Here is a 20632-nt window from a genome sequence, read left to right as displayed (position 1 = left end):
GACTGCCCGCCCGCCCTTGATGAGCTTCGCCTCGAACATCTGCTTACAATTCAGCCGGCTCGCAGACAGGGGCATACGTCTCCTCCCAGGCAAACGCCGTAAACGAGCATCCGCCGAAGGCAGATATATCTGCCTCCAAGAAAGCTCTGTCCCCGGCGGCGACGGTGATGGCATCGCCGGGAACCACTCCGGCCAGCCTGCCCGCACCGTCGTAGGCGGCCATGATCAGCCTCAGGCTGACGGCATCGGCGCCGGCGGTGTTGTCATACTCGGCGACAGCGTTCTCGTCCCTGGCGTAAATCCCTAACCCGGCGCTGGCGCCTATCGTCCTGCGAGATGCTGATAACTCCTGGCCGGCGCTGTTCTCTGCCGTGAGGTAATACCTATCGGAGATCTGGCCATCCAACGTTACCGTGAACGTCTTTGTCCCGTCGGTGTTCACTGTCGACGCCGATACAGCTGCCGCCGGGGCAGCCAATTGGTTGAAGTCAGAATCTCGCACCCGGATATTGGCCGCGCTGTTTTCCGCAGTGACGGTAAAACTTGTCTGTCCGCTCATAAAGTTCTTTGGGGCTTTGAGGATACTCGCGGGATAGCCTGACAGTTCTATCTCAGACAATGAGATGTTCTCTTTGGCCGTCAGATCCAGCCGATAATAAAAATAGGTCGATGCGTTGCTGATAGCGAAAGGCTTTGTCTGTCGCGCCCACGCGAAAGCGATCTCTTCCCGCTTTCCTAAAAATTTCCAATTTGTGCCATCCTGGGAACCGTAAAACGCCAAGCTGTCCGGCGCGGAGGCGCCGAGCATAGAGGCCGATGTAAGCGTCACCATTTCCACTTTTTTTGCGTCTGGGAAATAATAGGTAACTGAAGCGGACGGCGCGGTGAAAGCCGCGTTGGCGCCGGATGTGTTGTTGAACAGCAGGGCGGCGTTCGCGCCAGGCAAGTTCGTCACATAAACCTGCTGAGCCGCATGGCTGTTCTCCGGCAGGGCGGATACGACCGTCACGCCGGACGAGGTAAAGTCTTTGAGCGGGTTCGGCACGGCGTCGCTGTCCGCCGGGGTGAGCGACGGCGGCACGGAACCACACGCCCACTCGGAAGGCTGCGGCCCCATTTCAAAAACGATCCGATGGGCGGCCAGCAGATCGCCTTTCTTGATATAGCAGCTGTTATACGGCTGGCCATCGATGGTCATGCTCTGAATATAGACGTTTTGGCGGCTGTTGTTGTTGGCGATGATCTCCAGCTTGCCGCTTGGCAGGTTCAGTATCGTCTTCGGATGCATCGGCGATGTGATGATGTAACCGTCCGCGCCATTCGAGAACGGATACAGGCCGATCATCGTCATGACATACCATCCGGATTGCTCGCCATTGTCCGCGTCGCCCGGGAAGCCCTGACCGAAGGAGAATCCGGTGTAAACCCTGTCCAAGATCTCGCGCGTCAGCGCCTGCGTCTTGTAAGGCTGCCCGGCGTAGCAATACATGTATGGGATATGGTGGTCCGGCTGATTCGCGTGTCCGTACTGCCCCATTTTCGTGTCGTAGAAGTCCAGCGCATAATCGCGCCCGCCGTTATAATACATCACTTCATCCGAGAAGAACTTGTCGAGGCGAGCAGTAAACTTTTCCTTGCCGCCGTATAGGTTCACAAGGCCCTGCATATCGGCGAACGCCTGCCACGCCGTCGTAAAGCCGTTTGTCTCCTCATACCCGTTGCCTTTATAATATGCGCTTGTCGTGTCGGCGGACGTGAGCCCCTCGTAACTGAGCCCGTTCGGGATGTTCCACGCGCCGGCGGCGTTCTTGCCAATGAACCAGCCGCCTCGGTTGTAATTCCAGAGGTTTACAAAGTTCTGCGCCGTATTGCGGAAATACACCGCTTCGTCGTCATGGCCCAGCTTTTCCGCCAGAATGGACACGCCCAAATCGTTGAGGTAATTGTCCAGCGCCCAGGACACGGACGTCGTCGTATACCCGAGGAACGGAGCGGCATCCATCCCGGCGCGCCCCGCGTAGCTCGCGCGGGGGGCGGAGGCGGACGTCGCGCTGGGCGAATAGACCGACGCGTTCTTGAGAGCCGACAGATAGGCGTTCTCGATATCAAAATCTATACCGCCCTTGGCCGCCGCGTCGCCGAAGATGATATCGGAACTCGTGCCGACCATCGAGTTGCGACCGCCCGGCGCAATCCAGCGCGCCAGCCAATCCGAGTCAACAAAATGCTGGACAAGGCCGTTGAGCATCTCTCCGGCACGATCCGGCGTCAGGAATTGGTACGCCGACCAGGACCCCCTGTAAGTGTCCCAAAACCCATTGTTATAGTAAAACTTGTACCCGGTCGTCGGCGCGCGCGTCGTTCCACTTGTGCCCTGATAGGGGCTGGCATATGTCCAGACGGGCGCCTCGACTGTGCCGGTGTTTTCGGAAAGAGTCAGCGGATCCGCGTACAGGCGGTACAGATTGGAATACAACTCCACTTTATCTTCTTCGGAAGCCCCTTCGACTTGCACAGTATCCATGAGAGCATTCCAAACATTGGCTGTCTGCGCCTTTATTTCATCAAAGGAGGAGCCCGGGGCGATCTCAAGAGCCAGGTTTTTCTTTGCCTGCTCCGCGCTGATGAAGGATGTGGCCACTTTGAGAGTGACTTCCGTCGTTCCCGCCGAGAATGTGACCATGGACGTGGCGTTCGCGTTGGCATTGTACGCCTTGATCGCGGAGGGCGCCGGGCTGAATTCACCGTAAACATACATGTTGGCGCTGCGCCCTTCCGACGAGTTCCACGCCGTCATCGCGCTAAACGCACTGCCTTCAAAAGAAATGTTGCCGCCGGCGGTCGCCACGCGCGTGGCGCTGGACATATACATCGCGTCCAGGATGACATTTACATAGGTGGAATCAGCTGGGAACGTCATCCTCGAATAGGCGGCGTGCTCCGTGGGCGTGAGTTCCAGCTTCACGCTCTTCGCATGCGAGCCTTCCGCACCGCTCAAATCGACTGAGAAATAAGCCGGATTCGCAATCATGCTGTCCCGGTCGTACAAAGTCCGGCGGTTGGCTGCCGCGAGGAGGCTGGCGCCGGACGGGTCGTAGTCGGTGTTCGGCATAAAATTGAATGTGCCGAAGTCGCCAATCCAGGCGCTGGCTTCATGCGTTACGGTGATATGGGTGAGGCCGGCCGCCGGGTACGGGGTGAATATTTTGTTTGTGATATAGTCCGTGCCGCCCAGGTGCGATGTGCTCAGGGGCTGATTGGACGGGCACCACGCATTGAAACCATTCGGCGTCATGATGGCGGGCCACTGGAGTCCCCTGGAGTAAAGCGGCCTGTCGTTTGTGCCGACAAATATATTCGCGTATTCAACCGGCGCGGCTTTCGGCGCGACGTCCTCCGGCCGGATGCGCAGGCAGTCGATATACGCGCCAAATGTATGCGCCGCGCCGGTTTTGCTGCCGGTTTTTTCGTAATTCACGTATACTTTTGCAATGGTCTTCCCCACCGCCACATCTCCGACAATACATCTGACTTGATTCCACTGCTTCTGGAACAGATGTCCCGCGGCGCCCTGCCCCGCGCCGGTCATCGGATAGCCGTATTGGTCAACACCGCCCAGCGCGCTGAGACGCGTGCCGTCGCTGAATTCCAGATCCAGCGATATGTACTGGCTGGTGAAGTCCCAGTCAAAGTTTGCCCGTGATATGGAAACGCTCGCCGCGCCGGAGTAATCCGGCAGGATCACATACGACAGGACGGTGTTGGGCGTGACGCTTATATCCAAGTTGTCATAGATGAGATTTGTCGAATATGCCCTGCCTTCGGCAGGCTGTGTCCCGGTCACGCGCAGAACCCTTGCGCCGTCCCACGCCTTGCCGTAGATAGGATCCGCCGTGGCGTTCGGACCGGCGGCCGGAACGGTAGCCATCGGGGCGGCGTCCATGCCTGACGACTCGACTACATTGTTGCCAAACGCCTGTACGGCCTCGCCTGTTTCAAATGACACATAGAATTCATTGGTCGGTTCCGCCAGAACGGCGGGTACAGGGGACAGAGATGCCAGGATGCAGAGGGAAAGGAAAACGGCGGACGCGATCTTGCATCCTTTTTTTATGAGCGCCTTCGGATAAGATGAGAACATTTTTTCACTCCTCACGAAACTTTTTGATTGCCCGCCTGTGTATTCGACGGCGCATTATACAACGCAGCGCAGATCAGCGAGGCAAGCGGCATCGTGAGCAGAAGACCCAGGCTGCCGATGATCGCTTGCAACAGTTCGATGATGACGAGTTCCCTGTTGATGAGTTCCGTGAAAGACTTTATATAGACGGTCAGTATCACGACAACCGATAATGAATTGCCGATATACGCGAGAACGAGCGTGTTCGACATCGTGCCCATCACATCGCGGCTGATGTTGAAGCCGGATTTCAAAAGCTCTCCAAAACCGAGCCCCGGTGCCTTTTCTTTGATCTCCCACAGCGCGGACGATATGGACATCGCGACGTCCATCATCGCCCCGACGGCGCCGATGATGATACCGGCAAATATCACAGCCCGAAGATTTACGATATGGCTGCCCTTGAAAAGATACAGGAAAAAAGCCGAGTCCTTGTTCAGCACGCCGGTGATGCCCAGCGCGGCATTCATCAGGAACGTCAGGATACCCGTCGCAATGAGGCCGCCGCTGCAGCCGGCGATGGCGGCCAGCGATTTTCTGTTTACGCCGGTGACGATGAATATCGTGACGACAATCGAGAAAATGCAGACAATCATAGACGAGGCATAAATGTTCTGCCCCGAAAGCAGCGACGGGATGAACACCACGAAAATCGCCGCGCACGTCAGGCCAAGCGAGAGAAAAGCGTGAAAGCCTTTGAGCCTGCCGAAGATAAGAAGCAGCAGGACAAACGCCGCGCCGAGCCATACTATTTTGTCAATTCTGTAGTAATCAACAAAAGACCACGAGGCGTCCCACTCGCGCACAACGATCACCTTGTCGCCGACTTCCACCTCTTTTACGCCGCTTCGGTAGTTCTGATTTGTTTCCTGCACCGCGAAAATGGAGCTGAACTGCGCGCCCTTGATGATCTTCGCCTCGAACATCTGCTTTGTGTTGATCCTGTCGTGAATCTTGGTCACCTCGGCGACGACCGTTTCGTAGCTGCCATATTTGTTAAACAAGTCGGGCATGCCGGCGGACGCCACCCTGTGCCCGACAAAAAGAAAGATTACGGCAAACAGAAGCGTCGCGAAATAGCAGACAATTTCATACAGTTTTTTATTCATCCGCGCTGCCCCCTTCCGCCGCCGGCGCGCGGATGTTTTGGTATAGGAAAGCGCAAAACAGCGTCGTCAGCGGCATGGCGGCAAGTATGCCGAAGCTGCCGACGATGGATTGAAGCAGTTCCACGATGACTGATCCGTTGTTGAAAAGCTCGATAAAAGAGTTGATATAGACGACCAAAAGCAGCAGTATCGACAGCGAATTGCCTATATACGCGAGCACAAGCGTATTTGTCATGGTGCCCATAATGTCTCGCCCGATGTTCATGCCGGACTTAAATAGGCTGCCGAACCTTACATGCGACGCGTTGCGTTTCAGTTCCCACAGAGACGACGATACGGACATCGCGACATCCATGACCGCCCCGACGGCGCCTATCGCTACGCCGGCGAATACGACGGCTTTCATATCGACAGGATCGCCTGTCGGCAGCGTGGCCATATACATTGTGTCCTCGCTGATTACGCCGGTTATGTGCAGAACGCCGTTCATCAGAAGCGTCAGCAGACAGGCGACGAGCACGCCGCCGACACAGCCGCCGATAGCCGCCAGCGTCTTGCGGTTCATACCGCTGACTATCAAGAGGGTAAAAACCGTCGAAAAGACGCAGACCATGATAGAATAGGCGTAAATATTCTTGCCGGAAAGAAAGGCGGGGATAAAGACCGCGAAGACCGCGACGCCAGTGAGGCCAAGCGACAGGAGGGCGCCGACGCCTTTGAACCTGCCGAAAGCAAGGAGCAAAGCCGCGAATACGCCGCCCAGAATGAACACGCCATAGATCCGAACGTAGTCGACGAAAGCCCAACCGTCGTCGGTAAGCACTGCGATAACCCTGTCGCCGACCTCGGCCTCCTTGGCGCCCGTCAGGTAATATTCGCTTGTGTTTTGTGTGACGGTCGCGGTTTCCCCGCCGCGGACCGCCGCTTCAAAGACCGTTTGCTCCGCGGTTCGCGAGACGATCCTTGTGACGACGGACTCCACCGCCGGGGCGCCGCCGGCGCCCAGCACCGGGAGCCCCGCCACCGCAGTCTTGTATCCGATATAAAGCAACACGACCGCCAGCAGCACGACGGCGCCATACATGATTGCCCTTATTGTTTTCATCCGCCCGGCGTCCTTTCCCAAGAAATACCTCCTCGCGTCACCATTTCAATTTATATCGCAGATTCTCGTCGCTAAACTCAATGTTTTGCGACGCGGCTTTGGCATAATAATCATTCAAAAGCGCGTATAGCTCGGGGGAATAGCCGGCCAGTTTTATCGCCACAGGCTGATCGACGAAGGCGGCAATGTCTGTGTCCAACCGTTCCACGGCCTTATCAAGTTCCTCCCGCGTGACCGTGAAAATCGGGTAAGCGGCGGTTTTTACCTGCTGCCAGCTGCCCAGATGCAGCTCGACATCATTGAGCGCCTTCAAAAGCTCCTCGGACGACGACGGCTGGTACGGATTCAGATACCAAAGCTCGGGGATTTCGACACCGGAGATATAACTTTCAGCGAACGCGTCGGCCTCTGAACCCAAAAGGTCGAACGCCGCCTGGAACGGCGCGATGGTCGCGAACGCGCCCTCGTCCAAGACGTAGCGAAGCAGCGCGTCGGGGGCGTTTCCAAGCTTCCGCGACAAATCCTCAAAGGTTTTGACGATGAGCGGCGCCTCGTAGTAGTGGATAAACTCGGTAACCGCTTCTGAGTCGGTCCCGCCCTCGTCAATCGGCGCGATGCCGTATGTGTACGGATCGCGAATCTTCGCATACAGAAACTGGTCGAAAAGAACCGCAAACTGCTTGTCCGCGTCCGCGCCGACGGCGGTTTTTACATCGAGCGGCAGCGCGTCCATCGCCATGTTTTCATAGTACGTCGCAAGGCCCTCGTTCAGCCATAGGTTGGGCGGCGTATGGGCGGCGGCGTAGGGCGCGAGCGTGTCATAGAAAGCGTGGAACATCCGGTGAGCAAGAAGCTGCCAATCGCGCAGCGACGCGCGGTCGAAAGACGCCGCGACCGTTCCCGTGCCGGCGCCGCCCATGATTTTGCCGTCCGGGCTGCTGTCCGACGGCAAGAGAACCACGTTAAACTCCTTCGGCGCACCGCCAAACAAGTCCTTGTAATATGAATAGAGCTCGGAAAAACCCGCCGCATTGGACTCTCCGCCCTCAAGCGAATACACATGCAGCCCGCCGCCGCTGTAGAGCGTGTCAAACCTGCCAAAGACAAAGGCGTTCTTGGATAGATTGTAGACGTCGATCCAACGCGGGCTGCTCACAGACTTCACTGGGACCAACGCCTGCCAATCAGCAGGGAAATCAAAGCGAAGCCCTATGCGCCCGATACCGGCGCTGACGTCGTCGTCGTCATTCATATAGAACGCAACGGGAAGAAGCAGGATCTGCTCGCCATCGAATACCGCGAAATTGCCCGTGAACGCACCCCGGTTTCCGTGCTTTCCCGGCACGCCGATCTGCGCTTCATAGGTTATCGTCGTCTTGCTCCCGCGCGCAATCGGCACAGTGACGACGCCGTCCTCGGACAGGAGCAGTTCTTTTTCCATGCCGCGCGCGTCGGCGACCGACAAGGCGCTTACGTTTTTGCTGCCCAGATACACAGCGGTTTGAGTATCCTGGCAGAAAAGCGGCGCCGAAACCGTCATCTTGACGCGCAAAGTCTGTGCGGCGGCATCGGCGACAGACACGGCGTAGTCAAAGCGCGGCGGAAGGTTGAGCGTGAGAAAACAAGCGGCGGCGGCAAAAATCACGGTGAGTACAATGAAAACAATCGTGAGCTTTGTCAGGGTGTTCCTAGGGCGCGTTTCCTGCGTTTGCATGACATCATTCCTTAGCCGCTTGTCTGTAATCACCAATCACTTGCGTCACTTGAGGCCGTCGGCCCCGTTATCCTTTCATCGACGACGTGATGGCGACCTCGTAGCCGATTTCTTCGCAGAGCACCGTATAGGCCTCGACGATGTCCGGCTGCGAAAGGGTTCTCATAATATTGGGGGTTGTGACGTCCTTGATGCCGGCGATGTCCGCCCACAGCGCGTACTGGAGCAGTATGCGGTTCAGCGTCGGCGAAAAATCTTTCACCGCAGCCTCAATTTCGTCGGTGTTGTAGCGAAGCCCCCGTCTGACCGCTTCCTCCATGAAAGGCTGTTCCTCTAAAAGGAAGACAGGCATATACGGATAAAACAGATTCTTGACATCGAACAGGTACGCGTAATACTGTTCGTCCTGGTCGAGGGCGTAGCAAATGTCGTCGGGCGGCAGATAATCGACGCTGAAACCGCCGTAGTTCGGGATGAGCGCAAGGCCGGATAGATAGCCTTCTATGTCGTCGAAGTCGGCGCCGCAAATCTCGCTCATCATCTTTCTTATGTCAATGGACTTTTCTCCGGCGCCTCGCTTGATAAGCGCGCGGACGAAGCCGTCGGTCTCGCCAGTGCGCTCTTCGATCGAATAGTTGATAGCGCCGATGAGCAGCGGAACCTTGACGCCATGGTAGAATTCGCGCTGCGCGTCGTACATCAGTGATTCGTCGTTTGGCGTCAGCGCCAAAAAACCGGGTTCCTTCAGCGAGAAATAAAGGTAACGGAGATAGCGCTCGGAATCGGTCATGCCCAAATTGATGCCATACGATTCGCGGACATAATCAGGCAGAAGAGGGGCGGTTTCGTCCACATAGTAATTCGCAAGGCCCTGGTAAATCCAGTCACACGTCGTGTACCGGAGGTTGCGCGGTTTGACTTTCGCGTCAAAAAAGGTGTGAAACACGACGTTGGCCAGACTTTTAAAGTCGTCGGGGTCGCTGATATTGATTGAAAAAGCCGCGCCGCCCGCCCCTACACCGCCGGTGATGGCCTCGCCGCTGGCAGGATGGCTGCGCAGCAGGACGATGGGGGCCTCGTCGAGCGTCTCGCCGAAGACCTTCGTGAAATGGCTGATGAAAGTGGACAGCGCGTCCATGGCGTATTGGTTGACCGATTCTTTGACGGCGCCGTCGATGTATACGCCGGCTCCTGTGATGGTTCCGCCGTAATCGAACGTTTCGAAATGGCCGAAGCTGAAGGCGGATTTGCTGATGGTATTGAAGAATTCCCATGTCGGGTCGCTTGTTTTGATCGTAGTGTCCGGATCTAGGGGTTCGTGGTATGGGATAATGGCCTGCCAACCGGACGGGACGGCGAACTCGATGAGAACACTGCTGATGTATTGGCGGACAGAATCGAACGAGTTCGGGTCAAGGAACGGCGTCAGCAGGCAGTACTCGCCGCTAAACGACAACAAATCGTCAAACAGGCAGCCGAATGTATCGATATGCTCGTAGGCGCTGTCCGTCTCGGTCACTCCTACGTCTGTGTAATAAGAAATCTTCAGGCTCTTGATATCCTTGCCCAGCGGGCCGACGGCAATCAAGTCGTCCGACAGTTCATAGTCTATGTCCGCGCCGGCGTCGTCCACGCATGCGCGGAAGATTTGCGCGCCCAAGCCCGCGTAAAGATATATCATGCGGTCTTTAGACAATTGATGGATATCAAAGTCCATCTCCACTTCCAGCCCGCCGCTTTTGGGATCGGCGCTGATCATGTACGCAAGGCCGTATCGCGTTTGGTCGATTTTTGCCCCGCCCAGCAAAGCGAGCAAAACAAAGGCGACCGCAGCAACAAGAACGCATCCGGATGCGATCGCCAGAGTCAGCTGTTTCTTTGACAGACCGTCCCCGCCGCCTTGATTCATCTTGTCTGGTTCATGCATAATGATGGCAATCCTTCTTTTCAATAATAAACACGGAGTATCAGCCGCCGGCGCGACGAACGCGCCGGCGGCTGACCGCTTGCTTTTTAGTCGAGGAAGAACTGATTTGCTTGAAGCTCAAGGATCCTGACGGACTGATAGTCGACATCAAAGCCGTTTTCGGCACTGCCTGAGTTCGGCGTGATGACCGTTATCTTGACGTAGCGGACGGGGGTTGGGCCGCCAAGGTCGACAGTTGCTATCGCGTCCGTGCTGCCGCGCACTTCCTTCTTTGTCAGGTTTTCTAGATCTGTGCCGTACTCGATGTCGAAGTCCCTCGTCGGAATGAGGGGATTGGCGTCGTAATCCTGCGTGGCGGCCGAATTGGCGTTCCACACCTGGATGTTGCGGACAGTCTTCGCAGCGCCCATGTCAAGCGTCGCGATATGCGGCAGCGGGCCTTGGTAACCAGCGTACGTGGCGTTGGTCGGCGCGTCCCACTTGCTGCCGGTGTCGCCGTCGACAAGGCTGGCGGCACTTCCGTTGGGCGTCGTTTGGTTCAGCACCGCGGCGCCGACCAGCACGTTGGTATAGGTGCCGAGGGACGCGCTGGCCGTTCCGCCCTGCGCTCCGTCGTCGTCATAAACGGTGATTTGGACTCTGTATGACGATACCGCAGCCAGTTCCGCCGTCGTTTGGTTGAGCGTCTTGCCGATCTCGCCGGATATGGCCGTTTCCACGCCGCTCACCGTCTTGAACCATTTGAACTGCGTCGCGCCTTCGGTCTTGCCGTCGGCGTTGTAGTACTCATAGCCGGCTTCGAGCGTCGCGCCGCCGTCAGTGGCGGTGGCTGTGATCCTGGTGTTCAGCGCGTTCGAGACAGCCGTGTAATCCGGTCTTCCGAGGGCGAAGAATCCGTACTGGCGGACTGTGTTGCCACCGCCGTCGCCGGCGTCTACGACCAGCATAACCCACCGCGCCTCGACCGGTGTGGTCAGGTCGTGGGTGCAGATCGTATCGGTGTTGCCCGTAACCTGCACGGCCAAATTCCAGTTGTCGCCGGGGTTTTTCGTGCCGGCACCCGGGTCGTCCATCGTGCTGTAGTAGATTCTATAATCCCGCGTGTTGCCGTAGCCCTCAAGAATGTTGCAGTTTACAAGTATAAAGCGGTTGAGCGACACCGTCTTGCCGGCCGTGCCGGTGAGGTCGACCCTGAGCCAGCCGCCGCTGCTGACCGCTGTGCTGCACCACTTGTCGCCCGTGCCGGTCCATAGGTTCTGGTCGATAGCCTTGTAGGCTTGCTCGTTTGACTGCTGCTGACCGGCGTTCACCCTGGCAGAGGACGTACCCACTGACCAAGTGTAGTTGATGTACGTGATCTCGGCACCGCCTGAGACGTCCGACGCTTCGGACGTCATCGTGTTCCTGCCGATGCATACTACCTTAAAGTAGTAGACTATGGGGCCGGCGGTCTCAAGCTTGCCATATGAATGGTACATGTAGCTCGGGTTGCTGCCTTGGTTCGAAACCAGCGTGGCGGAACTCGGCGTGAAGTTCGGATCCGTCGAGGCGTAGACCATATACTTCAGAGCATCCGGATCGGCGTCCCAAGTGACAAGGATGTCGGCGCCCTGCTGCGTCGCGTTGTGCACCGGCGTCGCTTTGACATTCTGCGGTGCGAGCGGAGCTACGAGTTCGGGCTCGTTGCCCGGCTCATAGACCCAGCCGAAATCTTCGACGTCGCTCCCCGCAAACGTCATCGCGGCGATCTTGATGCCGCTTTGATCCGGGAGGGTGATGCTCTCAACGATGCGGTCAGGCACAAGGCCTACCGAGTAGGCGAACAGGTAGTTGTCCACCGTCATGGCCTCGGTCGAATTGCCCGTGCCGGTGCTGCTGTGGTAGTGGTCGTTCACGTGCACGATCGTATCGTAGACGTATGGCTTCGTGTCGATCCAGGCGTCTTTGTTCCAGCCGGACAGATCGGTGATCCAGCCGTCGAAGCGGATCGTCTCGGTCTGAGAAATCTCTTCCAGGCCAACGGGAACATATGTCGCGAAATCCCAGATGAAAAGATTCGCAGCGGCGGTTTCGTCTGGGATATCGACGTTCGGTACGGCGCCGCGCAGCTCGCCGCCGGACGGCGCCGCCGCCGCCGTTTCAAAGGCGGCCAGGCGGCCTTCGGCGTCATAGGAGGCCACAATCACGAGGCTCTCTTCGTCCGTGTCCGCGAGATAATCGTACCATACGTCAACCGTCTCGCCCACAGCTTCGCCGAAAGGAATGCTTTTGCCGTTTTGGAGATAGGCTTTTGACGCGTAATTCACGCGGAAATCGCCGGAAACAGCCGACGTGCCGGCTGCCGCGCCGACCAGGAACAGCTTGCTGTAGTCAGTGACGCCGGCGTCGATGGTCTGGCCTGTCGCGGAAACGAGGTTCTTTTCGTCGGCCTCCGCCAGGTCAAACTTGATGCCCTGGTAGTCGATCTCGGACTCCCAGTTGTTGTCCGGCATCGAGAGGCCGGGGCTTGCGGTGGTGCCGCTGCCCTGGAAGAAACCCGCGCGGCGGTTCGCGTTCGGAGACGTACCTTGCAGGTCATACGGGAGAGCGACGGTTTCCTGTTTGATCTCCGGCATGGCCGCGAGACCGGCCGGCGCCAATGTAAGCTCGACGGTAAGGATCTCGTACTTGCCCAGGTCAAATGTAATCTTGTCGCCGTTGATGGCGATGGCTTTGCCGCCCACGCCGTAGGCCGCCGTGTACGCCGGGTCGTAGTCGTGCTCTATCATGTTGACTTCTTTGGCGGTCAGCACGCTGCCGGGCAGCGTCACTGTGACGCCGCCGGTGTCGCGGCCGCTGGACTCATACAGGCGCAGGATGATCGTGTTGGGATCGTCCGGCTTGTCGTTCTGGTTCTTGAAGACGGTGATGATGGCGTTGGATTTGTCGGACGAGGCGAACGACTTCGACGAGCCGAGAACGCCCTCGCTCTTTTGGGCCTCGATAGCCGTCAGCGGGTAGTTGAGTTCAAAGCCCTTGTTGACGGACTTGGCGTCTTCCCAGCTGCCGGTGTGGGGATAAATGGAATAGACGAACTCCATCGGGCCGGAGTCGATGGTCGCCGGGCTGGGGCCGTATGCCGACGCGGAAAGCGGACCGGACTGCGGCGTGCGAACGACAGATATGCGCGAACGCACGAACGTCGTGCCGCCTACCGTCTTCTTCAGAGAGTCGAAGCCGTACTTGGCGTCGTTCATAATGGAAACGCCATACGCGCCGCTCTCGTCGGTGATGTCGAGATACTTGTGGCCGGGCACTTCGAAACGGGCGCGGCTAAACGACGTGTCGCGGGTCGTCGGGCGCTGCAGCGAACCGTAGGCCGTCTCGTATGTAGCCATTTCGGCGGAAGCGTTGATCGGGAAGGAAACTTTCAGCAAACGGTTCGACTCGAACCAATCGGCCGCCAATTTGACTTCCACGCTGTCCTCGCCGGCACGGAGTGTGTAATACTGCGTGACGATGGCCTGATCGTACCCTTTGACCACCTTGATGGTGACTTTTTCGGCGTTGTTCTCGACAATTTCAAGCGAAATCGGCGCCTCGTCCAGAATCGTGTCGGGCTCTTTGTTGACTTGCGAGTCGACCAGATCCCAAGCCGGCCAGGAACTGCCGCCGGTGTCGTTGTACACGTGCAGCTCGCCGCCTTCGGTGCCGACGCCCTGCGCGAACGACTCGACGCCGTTCTTTTTGTTGATAAGGCTTGATATATAACCGGTTGCCGGGTTGATGGTCATCTTGAGGGCATCGTTTTCGAATACCCAGCCGCTCACCTTCAGATCGGAGGCCGGCGCCAACGCGTCGCTTTCGACCGCATTGAACACCTTATAGCCGATGGCCGGCACGGCGCTTGCCGCGAAGGTTACGGTCAGCGTGCCCTGCTCCTCGCTACGGACGATGCCAGATGGGAATATGGCTTTTTCGCCGTCATAGATAACGATGCCCGCCGTCGGAAGATCGCCGTCATAGTGAAGGACGGCGGAAACCTCGCCGGAGCGCTCCCACGAAAGCGGGTTATAGACGAATATGGGCTTGCCGGAAACCTGGGTGTCGGCACGGTATGCCAGCGCGATAAGAGCGTTGCGCTGGACGCTCGTAAGGAGGTTCTGCGCCAGTTCATGGTCGTTAAACGCGACGTAGTACTGGTAAGGGGCGGCGGAACCCGGCAGGACGTCGTGCATCTGGTTGATGGTGACTTTATCCCAGGCATACATGACCTCGTCGGCGCCGTTGTCCGCAATGGACCCTGTGTAGTACGCGGCCGTCGCGGCCTTTTCCGCCACTTCCGCCATGATCTCGGTCTTGCGGTTGTAGCGCTTCATGCGCGACCACGATGTGTAGGTGCCGCGGTGGTACTCAAGGTACATCTCGCCGTCAACATAGCGGAGCGCTTCGTCGTTGGCGCCGGCGGCGATATCATCTTCCACATCTTGGAAGAACTGCGTGCAGGTCGCCATCGTGACGGTCGCGGCGGAAGAGTTGTTGAGCGTCGCGGGCGCGGCGTAGCTGTTGCCGCCGGACGGGTTGGCCGTATACGGAAGACCGCCGCCGGAGTCGCCGCTTCCGAAGAAGCCCATGGCGCGCTTGACGTTCGTCGACTTGCCGCTCTGCCAGTTGCGATCAAACGCGGTTTGCACCGAGCTGGCGTTCCAGTCGGTCGAGGGGTAGTCCTTGGAGAGGACATAGGATATGACCTTGGACTTTCCGTCAAGTGCGCGCCAGTAGAACAAGTCGGAGTCGCGGTTTCTGTTGGTGTCGTTCCAGTTCAATTTGCTGGTGACGAAGTACTTCATGCCTGACTTCAGCAAGATCTGCGGATACTGCCCGGTGAAGCCGAAGCAGTCCGGCAGGAAGCCCGTGATGGGGATTTTATCCGTGCCAAATTCTTTCTCAAAGAAATGATCGGCGATGAGCACGGAACGGACCTGCGCCTCACCGGACGGCGTGTTCGTGTCTGGCTCGACCGTCTGGCCGCCGGTAATGTCCAATTGGCCGTCGGCGACGAGCTCTTGGATTCGACTCCAGATCTGCTGGTAATGCACGTCGTTACTGGATGTTGCGGAGCTGTAGTAGTTTTCGTTGTAGTAATCCTTGGCCCATTTGTAGTGCTGGGACGCCGAGGTAGAGAAGACATAATTCTCGTTCCCGTCCAGCGAACGGGTGAAGTTGTAGTACATCGTGCGGAGGAGATTTTCTGCGGTGTACTGGAAAGGCCACTGCCACGACGTGTCAAGGTGGCTGTTTGGAACCATATAGAATTGGAAGCTCTTGTCAAGCGTGACGGCCTGGGCTGTCACACCAAGGGAAACGCACAGTGAGACGCACACCAAAAGGGCGCCGATGCGTTTGCAGATTCGAGGATTCACCTTCATGCACCTTCTCCTTCTTTCAGTTTCTCTTTCTTTCAGTTGGGCTTGTTGTGCCGGCGCCTGCACGGGTGCACATTCCCGCCGGGCGCGTGACATTAGTAAGTATGTACGCTGCTGCAGGCTCTTACATCCATTCACCCCCCAATAAGCAAAAAGCTTGAAACGTTCGAAAAGAATGGTCAGTTATCTGTATTGTATGTTGAAATTGCAAGTCGTGCATTCAATTTTGTATTAACTTTCTTGAAGCAAGCAAAAGCGCTGTTTTTCTCACAAAACGGCGCTTTTACTTGCTATCAAAATCAATAAGAGTGAAACTTATGCAACTGTTTTCACAACGGTATTCCAGCCGCTGAGCTCAAACCGCTTGTCGCCGCCCTCAAGATATTTTGGACTGAATTCCACCGTAATTACCTTTGTGTCGCCGGGCATCAGCGTGAAGTAATTGTCACTGTAGAAAGCGGGGAGGACATCCTCGCCGGTGACTTCACTGATGGTGCGGATCCGGGTCTGCACAGCCGGGACGGCGGTTTCGTTCTGGATGGTGAGCGTGTACGCAACATTGCCGTTTGCCAGCACACTCCGTTGCGAAGCGGTTGCGGTGAGATCCACATCGGCCAGCGTGGTCAGGGCCTGGTTTGCCAGATAGGTTGTTTTGTTGTGCCAGTAAATGTTCTCGCCCAACACATTGCCTTCACCGTCCTTGAGAACCAGCTTGATGAAGACCATGTCGGTCGGGGAATCCGCCATCTTGGCGGTGATGGTGTCGAGCCGCACGCCATAGGCGCCCGGCGCCAGACTGGGCGTGTCGTAAGTTTCGACCGTTACGACATTGCCGTTTAAGTCGTAAATGGTCAGCGCTGTCGTCACGTCTGTGTACTGCTGGGGCGTGTAGTTACACAGCGTGATATTGTCGTTGCGCGGATCCCAGACGGGCTGCGTGGGCTGATTGCCGGCTTTGGTGCCGAAATAGCCGCCGTTGGTATCCAGATAGTAGTCGTAAGTCTGCCACATGAAGCTCGGCCACGAGGACTGGCTCATCCACATCAGCAGGCCGTTGGCGCGCGTCACCGTCAGCGCCTGAAACAGCGCCTTGTGGTTTTCCAGATTGATCATCTGCGCCGCGTCGTGGAAGTCTTCCAGCGTGTACTTATCGGCCAGCTCTTGGAGCATGGGGGTGAAAGTGTTTTTGTAATCCTGGACGGCAGAAAGCAAAGGATCGGGATTTTGACCGCTGACGCCCGGAATGCTGGCCGCCGGGAAGGTATAGGTAAGTGCAGGCATATAGGACTTCAGCGCGTTCATGTAGGTGTTGGCCGGGCCGTTCATAAAGTAGGTCCAGTCATGATGCCCCCACACGTCGCTGATCGGCCACTGATTTTCCTCCTTGACGAACTTCTGAATGCTCTGGATGGAGGGCACGTTCGGAATGCCGCGTTCGCTGCGGAGCACACTGCTCGAGACATCGTTGAAGTAATTCTTCGGGCCCTGAGAACTGCCGGCAGCGGTGTAATCGGCGAGCGAATAGCCGCCGCCGCTGCCCACCGGAGAACCGGCCGAGTTGCTGAAATAGAAGCGGGTGCCGTCATTTGTGTCGACGATATTGGTCAGACTGTTAATCAGATCGTTTGGCGGGTTCGATTCATTGCGTCCGCAGTATACTGTCAGAGAAGGATGGGCGCGGGTGCGTTTTACCCTATCCACCGCGTTCTCGCTGAACAGATCGCGGTCTTTGGGGTCGGGGCCGTCATAGGGATTGGCAAGCCAAAAGTCGTCCCACACCATGATGCCGTACTTGTCACAGGCGTCGTAGAAGGCGTCGTTGTTGGTCTGGCCCACCCAGTTGCGAATCATGGTCATGTTCTCTTCCGCATGCAGACGGACCTTGTCGTCATACCTCTCCGGCGTGTCCATCTGCAGGGCGTCGTCCATACCCCAGTTGCCGCCCTTGGCGATGATCCAGGCGCCATTACAATAAATGCCAAGCCGGCCGCCGTCGATGGGATAGCTGAACTCGCGCACGCCGAACTTGAAGGACTTGACATCCGATACGGTTTCGCCAAGCTTCAACTGCACGTCCGCCGTGTACAGCGGCTGGTCGCCGTAAGTGTTGGGCCACCACAGGTCCGGATCACGCATGATAATATCTTCGACGTCCACCTGTACCGTCTGGTTGGCCGGTACAGATACTGTCTTCGTAAAGAGCAGATTGCCCGGAGTGATCACGCCGCTGACCGTCGCGTCCACAGCGGCGTTCGTATTGTTCTTCACTTCGGTCTTAAATATCAGGTCGGCCTGTTCGTCATGCAACACATAATTGCGGAGCGTCGCGCTTTCAATCTCGGTTCTCGTTTCCGCATAGAAATTAATCTGCCTGATCTTAGGCGCAACAATTCCCTGGCCGGAGTTCACGCTGGTCAATTTCTCCAACGTCGTAAACCGGAGGTATTGAAAGGTTTTCGGAACGTCGAAGGCCAAAAATCCATATAGATTGCCATTCGGTCCAGGAACCAGATTGTTGTTGATTGCGCCGTCATAGGAGGACGGACCCGGGTCCGCCGGATAGGGAAACAGATATCCGAACCAATTCAAAGTGCCCGCCGGATACGCGCCATAATTCTCCCATGTGGCTCCATCCGTCGAAACCTCAAGCGTAAACTTTTCGGCGTGCTGCGTCTCAAAGGCCGCCGCCGGTTCCACCTCGCCCCAGTCGATCAACATCGCGTTGGTCGTAATCTCTTCGGGCAGGGCAACCGTAAACGCCGGATTTTCCACACTGTTGTCGCCAAGCCAATACGTGCTCATATCATTGTCGAAAATTTGGTCAAGACTTGTGCTGTTCTGACCCTCGGGCTGCGTCACCACGGCGCCGGTTACGTCAAGCGGGGTAACATTGATCTCCGCCGGCAACTCATCAATGGTGAGGTCGGTGACCATCCAGGGGTCAATCATCTCTGCACCGCCGGTATAGGAGAGGAAAACGTCACGATAGATGCCGGTGTCACGGCCGCGTATGGTGGGCATCCAGTCCCACCCGGCTGCGGCATGGAAGGTTGGATTGTCTATGCCAAGATTGCCGCCGTTGGGCCACGGTCCGAAGGCCAGACCTTGCTGGGTGGTATACCTTGTGATGTATGCGCCGACGGTCGTGGCCCCGCCGATGCTTCCGGGCGCCGAAACATACGGGCTGGTATACGTATAGCACCACGGGGTGTCGTTCATTTGAATGAAGACCGCCAGATAATTCTTGCCGCCGAACTTCACGTAGTCGGTCACGTCAAATTTACCGCGGATAAAACCGCCTTCAATGGATCTTGTACGGTGGCTCAGGGCATTGGGCAGTAAATACCCGTTGAAATACACATCGGCCCGGTAGTTGATGGCGTCAAAGTTGAGCCAAACATCCTTGCCCTGCTGGGACGCGGGAATCTCAAATGAATTTCTGTACCAGAAATCCGAGGTGAAGAAGGTGTCGGAAATCGTCTCGTTGTTCATGTCGTAGTACGGGTCCGGAACGGCGCCCGCGTTGATATAGGACGCCAGTGTAGTTGACGGCACCGTGGCGGGCAGCCAGGAGGCATCGTCAAAGCCCGTCTGCGAGAGTGCAAAGCCGTCGGCCCTGACCTCGGATGCGCGTTCTACTTTCCAGTTTCCGCCGCGCAGCTGCTGTGTACCGTCGGCGTCCGGCGCCGGCATGGGTTCCAGCTCGTAATCCAGATCATTGCATCCGTATACTTCGAATTCTTTGACAATGTAGCCGCTGCCAGAAGACGCATTGCAAAGCAGACGCACATAGCGCGCCGAACCATGCAGAGAAGAAGACACCGCGCTGTCGCCCGCTCCGCTTGCCGTGGCCGCGGTCGTCCAGGTTTCGGCGTCGCCGGAAATCTGAATCTCATAATCCGTGGCGTAGTTTCCGCCCCAGACCACTTTGGCGCCCAAGAGGGTGCTGTCCGCGCCCAGATCGACATAAACCCACTCTTGGCCATCGGACTCACTTTTCCAATAGCTGTCAAATCCGTCCAGAGCGTAGTATTTGTCAACGGAATGGCCATTCACCTGGATGCCGTCGATCACATAGGTCTCGCCCGACGCGCCGCCCGAGCAGCTCTCGCAAAGGATGCGAACATAGCGCGCGGTGACATCATCCGCAATATCGTCGGTCTGGCGCTCGCCCGCCCAAGGGGCCGTGGGCGTGCCCAGCGCATTTGCGGTACCGCCACCGCCGCCGGAATAAGCGTTGCTGCCCTTATGCACTCTCGAAGTCCAGTTCACCGCGTCGTCCGACGTTTGAATCTGATATCTGACAGCGTAGCTGGCGCCCCAGTCCACGCCGACACTGCTCAGAGCCGTCGGTTCGCCCAGGTCGACATAGATCCATTCCCGATAATACCGGGTGACGGCTGTCCAGGAGCCGTCAGAGAAACTGTTCACTTTCGGATCGCTGACAATGCCGTCCGAAACGAGGGTGACCGTATTAAACTCGTCAACCGCATCGGACTGATACCCCGCACGCCTGAGCGCCAGATTTTCCAACGCGGTCTCGAGCTCTGTCAGCGGCGTTAAATCGCTGTCCCAATAAAATATTTTATAGGAATACTCGCCGACCGGATATTGTGTAACCGCCAGGTCGAACGTGGTTTCCACGGTTTCATCGACGGCGGCTGTTAAATCCTGTTTCTCAAGGCAGCGCAAGACCCCGCTGCCGTTGTAAGCGGCGAGGATGAAAAAGCCGCCCTCTATTGCCTTGGATGTGTTGTTGCTATAACTGGCTGTAACCGTAAAAGTACCGTCGTCGTTAAGAGCAGAACCTTCCGAACGCTGTAAAAATTCAACCATGGTCTCAGCCGTCGCAAAGGACGATGAAGTGAGAAATACCACCAGAGCTACCGACAAGATCTTCTTTAAAAAGTTCCGCTTTTTCACAAGAATTCTCCTTTCTCTTCCTCGGAGCCAAATATTACTTCTTTTCTCAAACCTCCCCATTTGTTATTGTATGCTGAAATTACAAGCCATGCATTCAATTTTGTATCAATCTTGCCGAAAAGAAGAGCATCCAAAAAAGAAAAGTGCAAAAGGGGCGACGCTGCGCCAAAAACAGACATGTTCGGCGGTTTCCCGTGTGGACTGCTGGTTAAAAATAAGTAAAAGCGCCGTTTTTTCACAAAACGGCGCTTTTACTTGCTGTTTCTGGG

8 protein-coding genes are annotated in these 20632 nt (G+C 56.9%); all 8 read right to left on the bottom strand.

Translation table 11 applies throughout. The annotated features are described in order from the left end of the window. Positions 1-43 precede the first annotated feature (43 nt). Positions 44-4141, bottom strand: a complete 4098-nt coding sequence (locus tag LBK75_05060; GenBank protein ID MDR1157662.1) for a GH92 family glycosyl hydrolase — start codon at positions 4139-4141, stop codon at positions 44-46. A gap of 11 nt (positions 4142-4152) precedes the next feature. Then, positions 4153-5289: a YibE/F family protein gene (locus LBK75_05055; GenBank protein ID MDR1157661.1), complete on the bottom strand. Its 1137-nt coding sequence runs from the start codon at positions 5287-5289 to the stop codon at positions 4153-4155. Then, positions 5282-6394, bottom strand: a complete 1113-nt coding sequence (locus tag LBK75_05050; GenBank protein ID MDR1157660.1) for a YibE/F family protein — start codon at positions 6392-6394, stop codon at positions 5282-5284. The genes LBK75_05055 and LBK75_05050 overlap by 8 nt, the downstream gene beginning before the upstream one ends. Positions 6395-6431: 37 nt before the next feature. Then, positions 6432-8108: a hypothetical protein gene (locus tag LBK75_05045; GenBank protein ID MDR1157659.1), complete on the bottom strand. Its 1677-nt coding sequence runs from the start codon at positions 8106-8108 to the stop codon at positions 6432-6434. A 67-nt stretch (positions 8109-8175) separates the two neighbouring features. Next, positions 8176-10035: a hypothetical protein gene (locus tag LBK75_05040; GenBank protein ID MDR1157658.1), complete on the bottom strand. Its 1860-nt coding sequence runs from the start codon at positions 10033-10035 to the stop codon at positions 8176-8178. Between the two features lie 86 nt (positions 10036-10121). Further along, positions 10122-15443, bottom strand: coding sequence for a discoidin domain-containing protein (locus LBK75_05035; protein ID MDR1157657.1), 5322 nt, complete (start codon positions 15441-15443; stop codon positions 10122-10124). A gap of 312 nt (positions 15444-15755) precedes the next feature. Then, a complete protein-coding gene (locus tag LBK75_05030; protein MDR1157656.1) occupies positions 15756-20363 on the bottom strand; it encodes a discoidin domain-containing protein in 4608 nt (1535 codons plus the stop codon). Beyond that, the gene (locus LBK75_05025; GenBank protein MDR1157655.1) at positions 20360-20602 is read right to left on the bottom strand and encodes a hypothetical protein; all 243 of its coding nucleotides are present in this window, start codon (positions 20600-20602) and stop codon (positions 20360-20362) included. The genes LBK75_05030 and LBK75_05025 overlap by 4 nt, the downstream gene beginning before the upstream one ends. Positions 20603-20632 lie beyond the last annotated feature (30 nt).

It is taken from the genome of Oscillospiraceae bacterium (assembly GCA_031265355.1).
Taxonomy (GTDB): domain Bacteria; phylum Bacillota; class Clostridia; order Oscillospirales; family UBA929; genus JAIRTA01.
This window is presented reverse-complemented; position numbering and strand designations above follow the sequence as displayed.